The organism is Sorangium sp. So ce726 (genome assembly GCF_051521405.1).
GTDB lineage: Bacteria > Myxococcota_A > Polyangia > Polyangiales > Polyangiaceae > Sorangium.
This window is the reverse complement of sequence record NZ_CP150349.1, coordinates 5,067,258-5,082,921: the sequence shown is the minus strand read 5'-3', so window position 1 is coordinate 5,082,921 and position 15,664 is coordinate 5,067,258. Positions and strand designations below refer to the sequence as shown.

At 72.7% G+C, this 15,664-nt stretch carries 15 protein-coding genes; 9 read left to right on the top strand and 6 right to left on the bottom strand.

What is annotated here, in order from left to right; all coding sequences use genetic code 11:
• Nucleotides 1-36 precede the first annotated feature (36 nt).
• The 4 genes from WME79_RS18885 to WME79_RS18870 are packed head-to-tail and all read left to right on the top strand — an operon-like array spanning nucleotide 37 to nucleotide 4,059.
• Nucleotides 37-498 (top strand): (2Fe-2S)-binding protein, encoded by a 462-nt coding sequence (locus WME79_RS18885; RefSeq protein WP_437537703.1) that lies wholly within the window; start codon nucleotides 37-39, stop codon nucleotides 496-498.
• Nucleotides 495-2,630 carry a molybdopterin cofactor-binding domain-containing protein gene (locus WME79_RS18880; RefSeq protein ID WP_437537700.1) on the top strand — a complete coding sequence of 712 codons (2,136 nt, stop codon included), beginning with the start codon at nucleotides 495-497 and terminating at the stop codon, nucleotides 2,628-2,630. The genes WME79_RS18885 and WME79_RS18880 overlap by 4 nt, the downstream gene beginning before the upstream one ends.
• A 9-nt stretch (nucleotides 2,631-2,639) precedes the next feature.
• The gene (locus WME79_RS18875; protein WP_437537697.1) at nucleotides 2,640-3,233 is read left to right on the top strand and encodes a hypothetical protein; all 594 of its coding nucleotides are present in this window, start codon (nucleotides 2,640-2,642) and stop codon (nucleotides 3,231-3,233) included.
• Nucleotides 3,234-3,285: 52 nt separating this feature from the next.
• Entirely contained in the window at nucleotides 3,286-4,059 is a 774-nt protein-coding gene (locus tag WME79_RS18870; RefSeq protein ID WP_437537694.1) for a hypothetical protein, read from the top strand.
• Nucleotides 4,060-4,203: 144 nt separating this feature from the next.
• On the opposite strand, the gene WME79_RS18865 is transcribed toward WME79_RS18870, so the two are convergent.
• Genes WME79_RS18865 through WME79_RS18855 form a run of 3 tightly spaced genes read right to left on the bottom strand, consistent with a single transcriptional unit; the run spans nucleotide 4,204 to nucleotide 7,862 of the window.
• A complete protein-coding gene (locus tag WME79_RS18865; protein ID WP_437537691.1) occupies nucleotides 4,204-5,244 on the bottom strand; it encodes a hypothetical protein in 1,041 nt (346 codons plus the stop codon).
• Nucleotides 5,241-6,830, bottom strand: a complete 1,590-nt coding sequence (locus tag WME79_RS18860; RefSeq protein WP_437537688.1) for a protein kinase domain-containing protein — start codon at nucleotides 6,828-6,830, stop codon at nucleotides 5,241-5,243. The genes WME79_RS18865 and WME79_RS18860 overlap by 4 nt, the downstream gene beginning before the upstream one ends.
• The gene (locus tag WME79_RS18855) at nucleotides 6,831-7,862 is read right to left on the bottom strand and encodes a hypothetical protein (protein ID WP_437537685.1); all 1,032 of its coding nucleotides are present in this window, start codon (nucleotides 7,860-7,862) and stop codon (nucleotides 6,831-6,833) included.
• A 332-nt stretch (nucleotides 7,863-8,194) separates the two neighbouring features.
• On the opposite strand from WME79_RS18855, the gene WME79_RS18850 reads away from it, so the two are divergent.
• Entirely contained in the window at nucleotides 8,195-8,995 is an 801-nt protein-coding gene (locus tag WME79_RS18850; protein ID WP_437537682.1) for a hypothetical protein, read from the top strand.
• 55 nt (nucleotides 8,996-9,050) lie between these two features.
• Nucleotides 9,051-9,632, top strand: a complete 582-nt coding sequence (locus WME79_RS18845; protein ID WP_437537679.1) for an RNA polymerase sigma factor — start codon at nucleotides 9,051-9,053, stop codon at nucleotides 9,630-9,632.
• A 53-nt stretch (nucleotides 9,633-9,685) separates the two neighbouring features.
• Here the strand turns inward: WME79_RS18845 and WME79_RS18840 are convergent, their stop codons facing one another.
• From WME79_RS18840 to WME79_RS18830, 3 genes are all read right to left on the bottom strand, one after another.
• Entirely contained in the window at nucleotides 9,686-10,321 is a 636-nt protein-coding gene (locus WME79_RS18840; RefSeq protein ID WP_437537677.1) for a hypothetical protein, read from the bottom strand.
• Between the two features lie 189 nt (nucleotides 10,322-10,510).
• Complete coding sequence (locus WME79_RS18835; protein WP_437537674.1) at nucleotides 10,511-11,275, bottom strand: zinc-dependent peptidase; 765 nt, start codon at nucleotides 11,273-11,275, stop codon at nucleotides 10,511-10,513.
• A gap of 187 nt (nucleotides 11,276-11,462) precedes the next feature.
• Nucleotides 11,463-12,431, bottom strand: coding sequence for an aldo/keto reductase (locus WME79_RS18830; RefSeq protein ID WP_437537671.1), 969 nt, complete (start codon nucleotides 12,429-12,431; stop codon nucleotides 11,463-11,465).
• A gap of 220 nt (nucleotides 12,432-12,651) precedes the next feature.
• Here WME79_RS18830 and WME79_RS18825 point away from each other — a divergent pair, with 220 nt between their 5' ends.
• The 3 genes from WME79_RS18825 to WME79_RS18815 all read left to right on the top strand — a co-directional run bounded on the left by WME79_RS18825 (nucleotide 12,652) and on the right by WME79_RS18815 (nucleotide 15,608).
• On the top strand, nucleotides 12,652-13,692 hold the full coding sequence (locus tag WME79_RS18825) for an AraC family transcriptional regulator (RefSeq protein ID WP_437537668.1): 1,041 nt from the start codon (nucleotides 12,652-12,654) through the stop codon (nucleotides 13,690-13,692).
• A gap of 244 nt (nucleotides 13,693-13,936) precedes the next feature.
• Nucleotides 13,937-14,587, top strand: a complete 651-nt coding sequence (locus WME79_RS18820) for a DUF47 domain-containing protein (protein ID WP_437537665.1) — start codon at nucleotides 13,937-13,939, stop codon at nucleotides 14,585-14,587.
• A 10-nt stretch (nucleotides 14,588-14,597) separates the two neighbouring features.
• Complete coding sequence (locus WME79_RS18815; protein WP_437537662.1) at nucleotides 14,598-15,608, top strand: anion permease; 1,011 nt, start codon at nucleotides 14,598-14,600, stop codon at nucleotides 15,606-15,608.
• The last annotated feature ends 56 nt before the right edge of the window (nucleotides 15,609-15,664 follow it).

Here is a 15,664-nt window from a genome sequence, read left to right as displayed (position 1 = left end):
ACGGCGCGCCAGCCCAAAAGTATGGCCTGAACGGCCATGAAGCTCGATGTCAACGGCGTTGTTCGTGACGTGGATGCCAGTCCGGAGATGCCCCTGCTCTGGGTGCTCCGTGATCTGCTGGGATTGACCGGCACAAAATACGGCTGTGGCATGGCCCAGTGCGGCGCCTGCACGGTCCACATTGACGGCAAACCTGCGCGCTCGTGCGTCCTGCCCGTGTCGAGCGTCGGGGCGCGCAAGGTGACGACGATCGAGGGCCTGTCGCCCGACGGGTCGCACGCGGTGCAGCAGGCGTGGGCGCAAGCCGACGTCGTCCAGTGCGGGTACTGCCAGTCCGGGCAGATCATGACGGCGGTCGCCTTGCTCGAACAGAAGCCTGATCCGAGCGACGCCGACATCGACGCTGCGCTGTCCGGCAACGTGTGTCGCTGCGGGACGTACGTTCGTGTGCGCGAAGCGGTGATCCTCGCGTCGAGGCTCAAGCGAGGTGGCAAGTGACCGTCTCCCGGCGTGACTTCTTGCAAGCGACCGCGGGCTCGGCGGCCGGGCTCCTGATCAGCTTCTACGTCCCCCAGGGGGTCCGCGCCGCGCCGAAGGCGGCGCAGCCGCCGCCGCTCTCGCCGAACGCGTTCGTTCGCGTCGGCACCGACGAGTCCGTGACCGTGGTGCTCGCGCACTCCGAGATGGGCCAGGGCATCTGGACCGGGCTCGCGATGCTGATCGCCGAGGAGCTCGAGTGCGACTGGTCGAAGGTGCGGTCGGAGCACGCGCCGACCGCGCCGGTCTACGGCCATCCGGTGTTGCAGTTCCAGATGACCGGGGGGTCGACGACGACGAACAGCGAGTTCGAGCGCTATCGCACCGTCGGCGCGATGGCGAAGGACATGCTGCTGCGCGCGGCGGCCGCCCGGTGGAAGGTCTCGCCCGCGGCGTGCACCGCCGCGAACGGCGTCGTCACCCACGGCAAGGACAAGCTGACCTTTGGCCAGCTCGCCGAGGAGGCGATGAAGCTGGCCCCGCCGGCGAAGGTGAAGCTGAAGGACCCCAAGGACTGGAAGCTGATCGGCACCCTCGTGCGCCGCATCGACACGCCGGAGAAAATCACGGGCAAGGCGCAGTTCGGGCTCGACGTGCACTTCCCCGGGCTCCGCACCGCCGTGGTGCTCCGCCCGCCGGCGTTCGGCGCCAAGCTCGTCAAGTTCGACGCCGCCGACGCCCTCAAGGTGCCCGGCGTCGAGAAGGTCGTCCCCACCGCGAACGGCGTCGCCGTCGTCGCCGCGCATTTCTGGGCCGCCAAGCTCGGGCGCGACGCGCTCCGCGCCGAGTGGGCGCAGCCCGAGGGCGGCGGAGCCGACAGCGCCAAGCTGCTCGCCGAGTTCCACGCGAAGGCGCGGACGCCCGGCACCGTCGCCGCCAGCGTCGGCAAGGTGGAAGACGCGCTCGCCGCGGCCAAATCCCGGCTCGAGGCGGAGTACGACGTACCCTACCTCGCGCACGCGCCGATGGAACCGCTCAACTGTACGGTCAAGATCGACGGCGATCGCTGCGAGATCTGGACCGGCACGCAGTTCCAGACCGGCGACCAGATGGCCGCGGCGAAGATCCTCGGCACGACGCCCGACAAGGTCCAGATCCACACGACCTTCCTCGGCGGCGGCTTCGGGCGGCGCGCCAGCCCGGTGGCGGATTTCGTCGGGGAGGCCGTGATCGTCGCGAAGGCCGCCGGCGTGCCGGTGAAGGTGGTGTGGACGCGGGAGGACGACATGCGCGGCGGCTTTTACCGCCCCGCCTTCGTCCACCGGATCCAGGTCGGCGTCGACGCGCGCGGCCTGCCGGCGGCGTGGGATCAGGTGGTCGTGGGCCAGTCGATCGTCGCCGGCACACCGCTCGAGTCGTTCGTCACGAGGAACGGCGTCGACTTGACCTCGGTGGAAGGGATCGCCGAGTCGCCCTATGTCGAGCGGACGCCCGCGCTCCGCGTGTCGCTGCACTCGCCAAGGACGCCGGTCACCGTGCTGTGGTGGCGCTCGGTCGGCAATACCCACACGGCCTTCGCGGTGGAGAGCATGGTGGACGAGCTGGCGCACGCCGCAGGGCAGGATCCGCTCGCGTACCGCCTCGAGCTGCTCAAGGACAAGCCGCGGCACGCGAACGCGCTGAAGGTCGCCGCCGAGAAGGCCGGCTGGGGCACGGCGCCCGCGCCGGGACGGGCGCGGGGGCTCGCGATGCACGAGTCGTTCGGATCCATCATCGCCGAGGTGGCCGAGGTCTCGATCGAGAAGGGGCGCATCCGCGTCCACTCGGTCACCTGCAGCGTCGATTGCGGGACGGCGGTGAACCCGCTCGGCATCGAGGCGCAGATCCAGGGCAGCGTCGCATTCGGCCTCACGGCTGCGCTCTACGGCAAGATCAACATCGCCGAGGGGAAGGTCCAGGAGAGCAACTTCCACGACTATCCCATGCTCCGGATGTTCGACATGCCGCGCATCGCCGTCCATCTCATCCCGAGCAAGGCCAAGATGGGCGGCATCGGGGAGCCCGCCACCGCGCCGATCGCGCCGGCCGTGGCAAACGCAGTGTTCGCGCTGACCAAGCAGCGGCTGCGCTCCCTTCCGTTTCGCCTCGCGTAGGAACTGACCATGATCCGATCCTCTCTTGTCCTCGCCTCTCTCCTCGCCGCGTGCGGCGGACAGACGCCCGGGGCCTCGCCGGCGCCCTCGCCGTCGCCGGTCAGCCGCGAGACCGCCCTCGCTGCGTTCGAGACCGTGCGCGGCGTGCTCCAGCACCCTCGCTGCCAGAACTGCCACCCTGCCGGCGACGTGCCGCTCCAGGGCGACGAGGGCCGCCTGCACACGCAGTTCGTGCTGCGCGGCCCCACAGGCCACGGCATGCCAGGCGCGGAGTGCACGACGTGCCACGGGCCGACCAACCCGCCGAACAGCTTCGGCACGCACGTGCCGCCGGGCGTCTCGAAGGGCTGGCACATGCCGCCGCCCGAGATGCCGATGGTGTTCGTTGGTGTCGCCCCGGGCGCCCTGTGCGAGCAGATCAAGGATCCGAAGCGCAATGGCGGCAAGGACATGGCGGCGTTGCGTGTCCACCTCGACGATCCCCTCGTGACCTGGGGCTGGAACCCTGGCGCTGGCCGCACGCCCATCCCGACGCCGTACGCCGAGTTCGTCGCTGCATGGGAGACCTGGGCCCGCGCCGGCGCGCCCTGCCCGGGTGGATGATCGACGGTCACGCGCTTCGCCGTCGGGCAGCGCCTGCTCTATGATGCGGCGCATGGGGTCGTCTCCCGCCTCGGCCTTGGGTCTGTGTCGGCGCGCCGGCAGCACGTGGCCAGCTCTCCTTCAGCTTTTCCTGCTCGCAGCGCTCGGCGGATGCAGCGTCGAGGAGCGCCGCTTCGTCGACGGGGGCGGCGGCGCTGGCGGGACAGGCGGCGCGGGCGCGGGCGAGACGAGCAGCAACGCCACATCGAGCAGCGACGCCACGTCGAGCAGCGAGGCCGCGTCGAGCGCCGGTTCCGGCGGCACCTGCACGGGGCCATCGGACTGCCCTGCCCCGCCAGAGCCCTGCCAGATCCCGGCGTGCGTCGCCGGAAGGTGCGGCACGGCGCCGCTGCCAGAAGAGACCGAGATCGCGCCGAAGGAGGGCGACTGCCAGCGCCTCCTCTGCGATGGGCGCGGCGCTCAGGTCGCCGTCGCCGCCGATGAGCCCGAGGATGATCACAACCCGTGCACGGCGGACACCTGCGTGGGGACCACCCCCAAGCACACGCCCCAGCCAGGGTCCTGCCCGGAGGGACGCTGCGACGACGTAGGCAACTGCGTGCCGGCCGAGTGCTCGCGTGACACCGAGTGCGGCACCTCGACGGAATGCCTCCGATACACCTGCAATGCCGGCCTCTGCGCGGCGCAGCCCGCGCCGGCGGGCACCTTCTGCAACTCCCTGCAAGATCAGTGCGACGGCGCCGGCAGGTGCATTGACTGCGTGAACAGCGGCGGGTGCGGAGAATGCTGCGTCTGCTCCGCAGCCCACGTGTGCATCCCGGCGTAAGCCGCTCCCGGAGGCCGCGCCCCGGACCAGGTCAGGCTCGGCGGCGGCCCCTGGCGCACCTGGTCGCCGGGGACGAGCAGATCACCGACGCCATGGGCCTGGGCCCGCTCTGGATTTGACCGAGCCACCCGCGCCGCGGCGCGCTCAGCCGCACCACCCGCTGTGCCCGGCGCTGTCGCCCGACTGGCACCCGAGGCCGACGCTGGCGCAGTCGAACGCGGCGCGCTGGCCGCCCACGCACAGCGAGAGGACGGCGCCGTTGCAGGCGTCGATCCCCGCGTCCGACGGCGCGCACGTGTCCGATGGGCGGGAGCAGCGCGCGCCGCTCCCCTCGGCGACGCACGCGCCCCCGATCGCCCCGCAGTCGATCTCCGACGCGATGGCGCCCGTGCAGATCCGCGCCCGGGTGCCGTCGGGCGAGCACGCCACCGTGCCCGCGCCCTCGCAGGGCAAGATCGCGCCGTTCGCGCCGCAGATCGCGTTCACGCCCTCCGCGCCCTCGGCGCAGGTCAACCCGAGGGTCGTGCAGTCCACGGCGACGCGGAGGCGGCTGCTCGGGTCGCAGGCGATGAGCGTGTTGCCGTTGCAGCGGGCCGGGCCGTGCGTGGCCGGGAGGCACGCGGCGAGGGCGCAGCGCGCGCGGCCGTCCGCGCCGCGCCGGCACGCGCTGCCCGGGCTGAAGCGCGGGGAGGCGCAGCGCTCGAGCGTGTGATCGGCGCAGCGCAGGGCCTCCTCGCCGTCGCAGGCGTCCTCCGAAGCCGACGCGCACCGGGGGTCGGCGGGCGGGAGCGGCTCGACGAAGGAGCACGCGAGCGCCGCCTCGCAGGTCGGCGCGGCGGCGACGCTGGCGAGCAAGGCCGCCTGCACCTCGAAGCCAGCGCGGTCCTCCGGGAGCGGCGCGGCCAACCACGAGACGCAGCGCGAGAAGCTCTGCTCGTCCGCGGGCACGCCGATGGACGTCGCGATGCTCAGGGCGAGGTCCTTGCAGCGGAAGATCTGGCTGCACGCGCGCACCGCGCCGTCGAGGTCGAGGTAGGCCACGCCCTGCGCGCCCTCGCCTGGCGCTGGCGCGGCGGTGAGCCCGTCGAAGACCGTGCACCCAGCGGCGACCGCCGCCGAGAAAACGCCGAGGAGCGCCGCGGCGATCGCGAGGTGGGCGTGGCTTGCGTGGCTCCGTGCGTTCATCGGTAGGGGTTGGCCTGGAGCTCGCGGCGGCGTTGTGGGCGCAAGGCGGGCGCCGACTTCGCGCGGGCGTCGCGCGGGCCGTCCTGCTCGAAGCGGGCGATCGCGGCGCCGCCGCCCTCCAGCGCGACCTCGACGAGGAGGGTGCCGGACCAGGGCGCGACCTCGACCCGCGCGGCGCGCCCTTCGCGGGCCACGCGCAGCAGGCCGGGGGCGCGCACGCCCGCGATCGGCGCGTCGGCCAGAAGGCGCAGCTCGACCGCCGGGGCCGGCGGCGGCTCGGTGGCCGCCGGGGCCGCGGTGGGTGCCGCCGGAAGGCTCGATGGCGGCGCGGGGACCACGGCCTCCGCGCCGGATGGGACGTCCGAGGACGGCATGGCCTCGCCGCTGCGGGCGGCGAGCGCGAGGGCGCCGGCGAGCGCGGCCGGGCCGAGTACCCCGAGCGCCACCAGCGCAGCGCGCCGCCCCCTTGCTGGCGACCCCGCGGTCGCCGTCCTTGCGGCCGCCGGCCCCGCCGGCGCAGCTGCCGCCGCAGGCAGCGGGGCGGCACGCGCGCCCGCAGCCTCCGCCTGCTCCAGCCAGGCCCGCACCGCCTCGCGCCGCGCTGCGAGCGCCGCGCCGCCGTGCCGCTCGACCAGGGCGGCCACCTCCCGGGCCGGCGCGGGCGGCAGCGCCCGCTCGATGGCCTCGAGGAAGTCGGCCGCCGTGGCGAACCGCTCGTCCCGATCCCGGGCGAGGGCCTGGAGCACGATGAGATCGAGCTCGGGCGGCACGTCCGGCGCGCTGGCGGACGGCTCCCGGATCTCGTCGGCGAGGATGCCGAGCAGCACGTCGGCCTCGTCCTGCCCATCGAAGAGCCTGACGCCCGTGAGCGCCTCGTGCAGCACCGCCCCTGCCGCGAAGAGATCGGCGCGGCGGTCCACGTCCCGCGCGCCGCGGAGCTGCTCCGGCGCCATGTACGAGAACGTCCCCTTGAGCACGCCGCTCCGGGTGGCCGTGATGCGGCGCGCGGCCTTGGCGATGCCGAAATCGATGAGCAAGCTGCGGCCGTCCGCGCCGACGAGCACGTTGCGCGGGCTGACGTCGCGGTGGACAACGTCGAGCGGCCGGCCCTGGAGATCCCGGGCTTCGTGGGCCGCGTGCAGGCCGGAGAGCACGTCGGCGAGGACGCGCGAGGCCACGGTGGGCGGCAGCCGCTCGCCGGCGGCCGCGGCGCCCTCGAGGAGCGCTGCCAGCGGCACGGCCTCGACATACGGCATCACCAGCAAGAGCTCCCCGCGCGCCTCGACCACGTCCTCGACCGAGACGACATGGGGGTGGCGGATGAGCGCGGCGAGCCGGGCCTCGTCGCGGAGCATGTCGAGCGCCTCGGGGCTGGCCAGGAGGTGCCGGTGGACCCGCTTGAGGACGACCAGGCGCTCGAGGCCGGCCGCGCCCGCGCGCCGCGCGAGGTAGGTGGTGGCCATGCCGCCGGAGGCGATCTCGAGGAGGACGTCGTACCCGTCGGCGACGGGGGCCTCGCGCGGCGGCCCGTGCTCCCCGCCGGATCCCTGCGGGACGCGGGCTGCGAGCCCCTCGCCCGCGTCCACCTAGAACACCCCTCCAACGGCGATCCCCGTCGGTGCGAGTCCGAGGGCCAGGGCGTGCCGCGCCGGCGCCGATGGTGCAGCGGACGCCCCCCGAGCGACGAGCCAGACGGCGGCGGCGCCGGTGAGCACCCCAAGGCCGATCGAGGCGCCGAGGAGCACGTTGGTGCGGCGCTGCTTGTCGCGGCCCGCGTCGAGGTTCTCCTGGGTCGGCGCGGCGTCGAACGTGTCCCGCGCCGCGAGCGTGTCGAGCCCGGACGCGATCGTGAGGCCAGCGGTGATCGCGGTGAGCGTCGCGCCCGCGATCACGGCGGCGGGCATCAGCGGGCTGGTCGCCGGTGGCGTGCCGGCGTCCGGCGCCGCCCTCTGGCCGAGGGGCGCGGCGGCGTCCGGCGTCGGCCTCGTCGCCGCGGCGCCCTGGGAGCCATCGACCGCGCCGCTGGAGCCGCCCGCGCCGCCGGCGTCGGTCGGGGCGCTGGCCGCGACGAGGGCGACGCTGCGGACCTCACCCGGGCCGATCCCCTCGGTGCGGCGGACGACCTGCGCTCCGACCTGAGCGGCGACGACGTGGCTGCCCGGGTTGACGTAGACGCTGCCGCTCTCGACCGGCACGTCGTCCACGCGCACGTCGCGCGCGCCGGGCGCGTACACGTCGATCCTGCCGAGGCGAGGCGCGATCTGGCCGAGCGCCGCGCCGGCCGCGTCGCGATCCGGGGCGTCGGGCGGCGCCTCGCGGAGGTAGCGCGCGTAGAGGTTCGCCGCGCGGCTGACCTCGCCCGCGCGGTGCCAGGATCGCGCGGCGTTCCAGAGGGGCGACGCATGGGACGCCGCTCGGTAAGCCGCCTCGAAGGCCGCTGCCGCGCGCGCGAAATCGCCGGCGCGGAACGCCCGCTCGCCCTCCTCGAACGCCTGCGCCGCCGCGCGTGCGTCGTCCCCCCGGGGCGGCGCCTCGGCCGGCGCTGGCTTCGCGGGCTCCTCGGCCCGGGCAGGGCCCGTCGCTGCATCCACGCACGTGAGGCCGAGGGCGACGATCACCCCGATGGCCCCTCTGGCTCTCGCGCGACCAGCGCGCGTGCTTGCTCGGCGCGAGGAGACGCGGGTGGGTCGGGGCATCGCGCCGATCGTACCACGGTCGACGATGTGGCCGAAAAGCGCGCGGATCCTCCGACCGAAACCGCGCGGACCCTCCGGCCAAAAAAACGCGCAGACTCCATTTTCCCCTCGGGCCCCTCCGCGTGTCCAAGCAGGTGAGAGGCGCGCGCGACGGCTCGCGGGCGGCCAGATCCGGCCGCCCGCGAGGCACATCGCCGCCGCCCGCTCGCTCCGTCGATCACCGTCGATCACCGCTTGTTCAAAGGAGATTCGCCATGCCCCGATCCATCGTCCTCGCCGCCATCGCCCTCCTGTCGCTCCCTGCCTGCCTCCGAGGCGCGGCAGACGGCTCCGATTCCGACGACGCCTCCGTCGCCGAGGAGGCGAGCGACTCCCTCGACACGGGCGAGGTCGAGGCGGCGCTGCTCGTGGCCTCGACCGACGCCGCGGGCGCGGCGACGAGCGCCGAAGAGGCCGCCGAGGCCGCGGCCGGCGCGGCGGACGCGCATTTTCGTCCCGCCGGCTGCGCCACGGCCGAGGTGCAAGGGACCACCGTCACCTACACGCTGAACGACTGCACTGGGCCGTTCGGGGTCGCGCGCATCGATGGCACGGTCCAGGTGAGCTACAGCCTCGCGGCGGACGGTCTGCACGCGACGCTCGCGGGCGACGGCGTGAGCGCGCGCGGGGCGACGCTCGATCTCGACGCCGAGGCCGTCTACACGGTCAACGGGAGCACGAAGTCGCTCACCGTGACGACGGCGGGCACCGCGGTCGGGCCGCGCGGCCATTCGATCGAGCGCGAGGGGAGCTACGTCGCCCGCTGGGAGGCGGAGCGGTCCTGCCTCTCGCTCGACGGGAGCTGGTCCACGCGCGCAGGCGCCCGCACGTGGAGCACGCAGGTGAGCGGCTTCGAGCGCTGTGTCGCCGAGTGCCCGGCCGCGGGCGGCACGATCGAGCTCACCGGCGGCCGGTCGGGCGTGACCGTCACGATCAATTTCGACGGCAGCGACAGCGCCACGTGGAGCAGCTCCAGCGGCCCGAGCGGCACGCTCGACCTGGCCTGCGGCGGCTAGCGCCGGCGCGCGCGGCGCCTGTCTCGGTCTATCCTCGGTCACTGGAGGACACGCGATGAACCTTGGCCCTGACGCCTCTGCCGACGAGGGCGCGCCCGCCGACGAGGACGCGCCGCTCCTCGATCGGTTCCTCGCGGGCGATCGGGCCGCGTTCGACGAGCTGGTCCTGCGCCACCGCGGCTCGCTGCAGAAGCTGGTCCGGCGCTACGTGCGGAACGAAGAGGACGCCGAGGACGTGACGCAGCGGGCGCTCCTGCGGGCGCTGGAGAAGCTCTCGACCTTCCGGCGGGAGTCGGCGTTCCGCACGTGGATCCATCGGATCGCCGTGCACACGGCGCTGAACCACGTCCGCGGTAAGGACCGCGCCGCGCCCGGGGTCGAGCTCGACGAGCTCCCGGCGTTCACGAACGCGCTGGAGACGAACCGCCTCGTCGCCGCCGAGGTCTGGGCCAAGGTGGCGCGCCGCATCACCGAGCTGCCGCCGAAGCAGCGCCTCGCCGTGGAGCTCAGGTTGTTCCACGAGCTGTCGTTCCAGGAGATCGCGACGCTCTCCGGATGCAGCGAGGACAGCGCGAAGGCGAACTTCCACCACGGGATCAAGCGGCTGCGGGGGTTGATCCCGGATCCGGGGGGCTGATCGCGACGAACTCGATGCTCGTTCCCCGGACGCACTGCCGGGGCCGCAGAACGTCAATCGACGCCGATGCTGGTCACGGCGGTCCAGTCGTTGCGGCCGTCGGCCGAGACGAAGTGAAAGCGGAGCGTGTCCTCGTGGCGAGCGGTCGAGACGATTGCCGCGCAGGCGCCGACGAAGTCGTCCTCACGGCAGGTGTCGCGGAGATCGCCGCCGTCGTCGAGCACGCCGACGCGGACCGGGGCCGCGTGCTCCCGCAGGTAGGGGGCCGCGATGAGCTCGGCCGGGGCCAGCGGCGACGGGACGGGCGCGTCGAGGTCCCAGAGACGAAGGTGCTTTGCGTCGGTGAGGTGGGCGTAGAGCCGCTCTACTTCCTTGCCGGCGTCCTCCTCGACCGCGAGGGCGAGGAGCAGGACGCGGTCGTCCTCGCGGGCCCGAGCGCGGGCCTTGAACGAGAGCGGCGCGCGCAGCGTGACGACGGCGGGGAAGCGGCCCTCCGGCGGGCGGAAGCGGACCAGGGTGCGGCCCAGCGGACGAGGAGGGGTGAGCCCCGCCGGGCCGCTCGAGTCATGGGGAGAGAGGAGGTACGCGGCGAGGAGGAGGACAGGCTCGGGCGCGCCGCGGAGGAGGCCGTCGTGACCGGAGGCGAGCTCGAGGGCGGTGACGTCGAGGCGAAGGCGGAAGGAGCGCACGCGCTTCGCGTTCGCGGGCGGCGCGGCGGCCGCAGGCGACGCGGGAGACACCGGGCGAGGAGCGGACGACGCGCCGCCCTTGCGGGACCTGCCTTTGCGCTTTCGGGCCATCGGGGAGCCGGGAAATACCATGACCGGCGGCGATCGGGCGATCGGCCCGCGTGGCGACAGTGGAGGCGGGCGGCGCCGCTACCGGCCGGCCGGGTCCTGGCAGTAGAACGCCTTCAGCTGCTCGTAGAGCTCCGGGTGCTTCGCCCTGAGCTTCCGAGGCTTCTCGAAGAAGGCCTCGGTGACGACGGCGAAGAACTCGGCCGGGTTCGTCGCGCCGTACGGGTCGATGACCGTGCGCTTGAGGCTCGCTTCGTCGCGGAGGAGGCGCTCGTACTCGCGGCCAAGGATGCGCGCCCACGCCGCGTACATCGAGCGCTCGGGCAGCTCGGGCGCGCCATCGGCGGGGCCTTCCTCCTGGTCGAGCTGGTGCGCGAACTCGTGGAGCACGAGGTTGTGACCGTCGCTCATGTCCGCCGCGCCCGCGAGCACGCCGTCCCAGGCGAGCACGACCGACCCCCGCGACCATGACTCTCCGAGCCGCGCGCGATCGCCCTCGACGACGACGCCCCCCTCCCGCACCTCCCGGCCGCGGGCCACGTAGGTGCTCGGGTAAACGAGGACGACCTCGAGCTCAGGGTAGTAGTCGGTCTCGCGGTGCAAGAGGAGGAGGCACGCCTGCGCCGCCACCGTGACCCGGATCTCGTCGGTGATCTCCAGGCCGCCGCACCCCTCGAACGGCTTCTCGTCCAGAAAGACCTGGATATGCCCGAGGAGCTCCTGCTGGTCCTCGGCCGTAAGGCGGCCGAAGCAGGGCACGTTCCGGTCGAGGATCTCGCGCCACGCGGGCGGAAAGGGCTCGCGGCGGACGGCGTCGCGCCGCCGCTTCCTGAGAAAGGCCAGCATCGACGACCACCTTACCCGCTCGCGTGGCGCTGTCGGAAGAGCGGTGAGCGGTGCTGCGGTGCTAGCGGAGTGTCCGTGCCGCAGCAACGGATCACCACCGGCTGCTGCCATGGCAGCAACGAGGGTCCACGGCGCCGCCCTGAGCAGGCGTACCGCCTGCGGCGGTTCGTCAGAGCCGGCTCTGCGCCTACGCCTGCGCCGTCGCCTGCGCCGCGCCGGCCGCGCGTACGCTCGACACGGGCACCGCCTCCGGCACCGATCCCGCCTGGCTCAAGCGCCGCTTCGCCTCGGCGACGACCTCGCTCGGCAGGGGGCCCTTCTTCGCGAACTGCAGGTTGTCGCGCAGGTGCTTCGGGTTCCGGGTCCCGACGATCGTGGTGCTGAGTCCCGGGTGCGACAGCGTGAAGCGCAGGGTGAACTCGATCCGGGTCTGGCCATCGAGCAGCTCGTCGAGCCTGGCCCGCTCCCACCGGTCCTGCATCGTGGTACCCGGCAGCATGGTATTCGTGCGCTGCCAGTCGGTGGGCGCGCCGCGCGCCACGCCGCCGCGGATGATGGTCCCGGCGCCAGCCTGGGCGGCCTTGCTGATCACCTCTTCGTGCTCGCGCTGCAGCGCGGAGTACGGGATCTGGAAGGCGTCGAAGACGCCGAGCTCGATCTGCTCGATCAGGTTGGGCAGCGTGCCCGAGACGCCGAGGAAGCGCACCTTCCCCTCGCTCTTGAGCTTCAGCGCCTCTTCCAGGGCGCCGTCTTGCTCGAACTCCTGCCGGGTGAGGCTCCGGTGAAACTGCACAAGATCGAGGTGGTCCGTCTTCAGCAGGCGCAAGCTGTTCTCCACGCCGTGCCGGATGTTCTGCGCCGTATGCACGTGCTCGCCCTGGGCTCCGCCGACGACACACCCGCATTTCGAAGCCAGGAAGTACTCGTGCCTGCGGTGCGAGAGGAAGCGCCCGATCCGCTCCTCGCTGCGACCGTAATCGATCGAGGTGTCGATGAAGTTGATCCCGGCGTCCAGCACGTCGTTAAGAATGCGCTCCGTCTCCTCATCCGAAAGCTCAGGGCCCCGCGGGGCGCCTCGCAGTTCCATGGCGCCGAAACCGAGGGTGGTGACGCGGACGCCAGTGCGTCCGAGCAGGCGAGTGGGCAGATCGGTCATGATCGTCCTCCGAGAGCGAACACGGGCTGGTCGCAGCGGCTGGCTGCGCCCCTGAGCGAGGGATGTTGGTATTCCGCGCCACACAAGACGCGTGATCGCGGCAGCGCTGGGCTCCCCCGCAATCTCCATCTGCAGAGTCTGCAAACCGTGAGCCAAGGTCGGGCCAGGCGGAACGCCTCTTGACGCCGCCGCCCCTCGCCGAAACCCTGGCTCCGCTTCCGTGACCCCGCGCCCCGCGACCCAGCCGGCCACGGTCTTCGCGCAGGCGCTCGGCATCGCGGTCGTGACCGCCTCGCAGCGCGACGGCATCGCGCCGCCCGACGTGTGCGCGCGGGCCGGCGTCGATCCTGCGGTGCTCGGCCGCCCCGACGCGCGGGTGACGCACGACGAGCTCTGCCGCGCGTGGACCGCGCTCTCGGCAGCGGACGAGTCGTTCGGCCTGCGCGCCGCGGTGCTCGTCGACGCCGCGCCGCAGTCGCTCGTCGAGTACACGTTCGCGAGCGCGGGCGACGTGCGCGGCGCGGTGCGGGCGTTCCTGCGCTTCCAGCGGCTCATCCACGACGCCGCCGCGCACACGTTCGAGGAGGGGCCGGCCCACGTGACGTTCCGCTTCGCGCTCGCGCCCGGCCACACGGCCCCGAGCGCGGTGTGGGACTACCTCACGGCGACCACCGTCCTGCGCTTCCGGCGCGCCGCGACGCCCCCCCGCGAGCCCACGGTCGTCCGCCTCGTGCGCCCGCCGCCCGCGGACGACGCGCTCGCGCGCAGCGTCTTCCGCGCGCCCATCCGCTACGGCGAGCCGCGCGCCGAGGTCGAGTACCCGAGGGCGCTCCTCGACGCGCGGATGAGCACCACCGACCCGATGCTCTACGCGCTCCTCGCCCAGCAGCTCGAGCGCGCGCTCGGCCTGCCCGCGGGCGAGCACCGCGTGCTGCCGCGCGCCGAGGAGGACGTGCTCGCGCGCGTGCGGCGCGAGCTGCGCACGGCGATCCCGCAGGGCGAGGCCACGCTCGACAACGTCGCGCGCGCCGTCGGCCAGAGCGCGCGCAGCCTCCAGCGCCGCCTGTCCGAGCGCGGGACGAGCTTCCAGGCGATCGTCGACGACGCGCGGCGCGCGATGGCCGAGGAGCTCCTCGCGGCGCACCGCGCGACCGTGACCGAGGCGGCGTTCGCGGTCGGGTTCACCGACGTCGCCGCGTTCACCCGCGCGTTCAAGCGCTGGAACGGCGTGCCGCCCGGCGCGTGGTCCCGCCGCCGCTGAGTTGCTCCGGCGTGGAAGCGGCGTCGAGCGTCTCCGGGCGTTGCAGGCCCCGAGCCACCGCGACCGCTGACGTTCCCCTCGGGACGCCCGTGGCCACGGACACAATGGCAAATTTTTCCTGCCCCCCTACACAACGCTTCGATAAGACCTTACGCAGCCGCGATGGCGGCTGCCCGGCGCGAAGCGCCCCCCATCGAGCGTCCCGTGCTCGTGCTAGGATGCGCCCGCCCGCCCAGAAAGGTACATGATGTGGCTCGATCGGGTCATCAAATCGCTTTTACCTCGTGAAGAGCACTTCTTCGACTTGCTCGAGCGAGGGGCCGACTGCGCGCTGCAGAGCGCCAACGTCCTCTCGGAGTGCTGCAGCGCCCGGAGCGCCAGCGAGAGGCAAGCCCTGGTCTCGCGCATCACCGACATCGAGCACGCCGCCGACGCGGTGATCCGCGACGTCTACGACGCTCTCAACAAGACGTTTGTCACACCGCTTGATCGCTCCGACATCTACGCCCTGGCGACCGACCTCGAGAACGTCTCCGATCGCGTCCACTCCACGATGATGCGGGTCGTGGTCCACGCCATGGAGGATCTCCCGCCGGTGAGCCAGGAGCTCGCCGCCAAGATCCTGGAGGGGTGCACCGAGATTCACAGCGCCGTCAAGCTGCTCCGGGGGATGAAGCGGGTGGCGGAGATCAACCGACATTGCAAGGCCATCGCCAAGCTGGAGCACGACGGCGATCAGATATTCCGCTCGGCGATCGTCGAGCTCTTCAACACCGAGAAGGACGCTATCCACCTCATCAAACACAAGGAGTTCCTCGAGGGGCTCGAGAACACGCTCGACGCCTGCGATGACGTCGCCAACGCGCTGGAAGCGCTGGTGATCAAGAACGCCTGAGGGACGCGCCATGAACACTCTCCTCGTCACGCTGACCCTCGTGATCGTGGTCGCGCTCATCTTCGATTACATCAACGGCTTCCACGACACGGCCAACGCCATCGCCACGGTGGTGAGCACCGGTGTCCTCCCCATCCGCACCGCCGTGCTGCTCGCGGCGCTGTTCAATTTCGGGGGCGCGCTCACCGGCACAGCGGTGGCGAGCACCATCGGGAAAGGGCTCATCGTCCCTTCGGCGGTGACCCAGGTGGTGGTGCTCAGCGCCCTCGTGGGCGCGATCTTCTGGAACCTCTTCACCTGGTATTTCGGTATCCCGTCGTCGTCGTCTCACGCCCTCGTGGGCGGGCTCGTGGGCGCAGGCGCCGGGCGGGCGGGCACCGCGGCCGTGCAGGGGGCGGGGCTCTTGAAGGTGGTCAAGAGCCTGATCATCAGCCCGCTCGTGGGCTTCGCGATCTCCTTCCTCGGGATGATCGCCATCTTCTGGATCGTCCGGCGCACCCGGCCGGCGGTGGTCAATCGGCGCTTCCGGATCCTGCAGATGCTCTCCGCGGGCTTCATGGCGCTCTCGCACGGGAGCAACGACGCCCAGAAGACGATGGGCATCATCACCATGGCGCTGCTCGCGTACGGCGCGATCCCTGCGGGCCACGGCGACTTCCGGGTGCCGCTCTGGGTGGTCTTCGCCTGCGCGACGGCCATGGCCCTTGGCACGGCGGCGGGCGGGGTGCGGATCATCAAGACCATGGGCACCAAGATCATCGACCTCAAGCCGATTCATGGCTTCGCTGCCGAGACCAGCGCGGCGGCGACCATCTTGACCTCATCGTTCCTGGGGATGCCGGTGTCGACCACACACGTGATCACCGGCTGCATCATGGGCGCGGGCGCGAGCCAGCGGGTGAGCGCGGTGCGCTGGGGCGTGACCACGCGCATCCTCTGGGCGTGGGTGCTCACCATCCCGGTGAGCGCCGTGGTGGCCTGGGCCTGCTATCTCGGGCTCTCGTCGATCCTCGGCGGTTGAGCGCCGACGCGCCGCACCGCGCTACCAACGCTGACTGCTGACCGCTTGCCAAGGAG

What these genes read in the sequence shown, in the direction of transcription:
- WME79_RS18815 (WP_437537662.1), top strand. Translation starts at nt 14,598, where the DNA reads ATGAACACTCTCCTCGTCACGCTGACCCTCGTGATCGTGGTCGCGCTC.
- WME79_RS18845 (WP_437537679.1), top strand. Translation starts at nt 9,051, where the DNA reads ATGAACCTTGGCCCTGACGCCTCTGCCGACGAGGGCGCGCCCGCCGAC.
- WME79_RS18885 (WP_437537703.1), top strand. Translation starts at nt 37, where the DNA reads ATGAAGCTCGATGTCAACGGCGTTGTTCGTGACGTGGATGCCAGTCCG.
- WME79_RS18830 (WP_437537671.1), bottom strand. Translation starts at nt 12,431, where the DNA reads ATGACCGATCTGCCCACTCGCCTGCTCGGACGCACTGGCGTCCGCGTC.
- WME79_RS18850 (WP_437537682.1), top strand. Translation starts at nt 8,195, where the DNA reads ATGCCCCGATCCATCGTCCTCGCCGCCATCGCCCTCCTGTCGCTCCCT.
- WME79_RS18875 (WP_437537697.1), top strand. Translation starts at nt 2,640, where the DNA reads ATGATCCGATCCTCTCTTGTCCTCGCCTCTCTCCTCGCCGCGTGCGGC.
- WME79_RS18865 (WP_437537691.1), bottom strand. Translation starts at nt 5,244, where the DNA reads ATGAACGCACGGAGCCACGCAAGCCACGCCCACCTCGCGATCGCCGCG.
- WME79_RS18835 (WP_437537674.1), bottom strand. Translation starts at nt 11,275, where the DNA reads ATGCTGGCCTTTCTCAGGAAGCGGCGGCGCGACGCCGTCCGCCGCGAG.
- WME79_RS18870 (WP_437537694.1), top strand. Translation starts at nt 3,286, where the DNA reads ATGGGGTCGTCTCCCGCCTCGGCCTTGGGTCTGTGTCGGCGCGCCGGC.
- WME79_RS18820 (WP_437537665.1), top strand. Translation starts at nt 13,937, where the DNA reads ATGATGTGGCTCGATCGGGTCATCAAATCGCTTTTACCTCGTGAAGAG.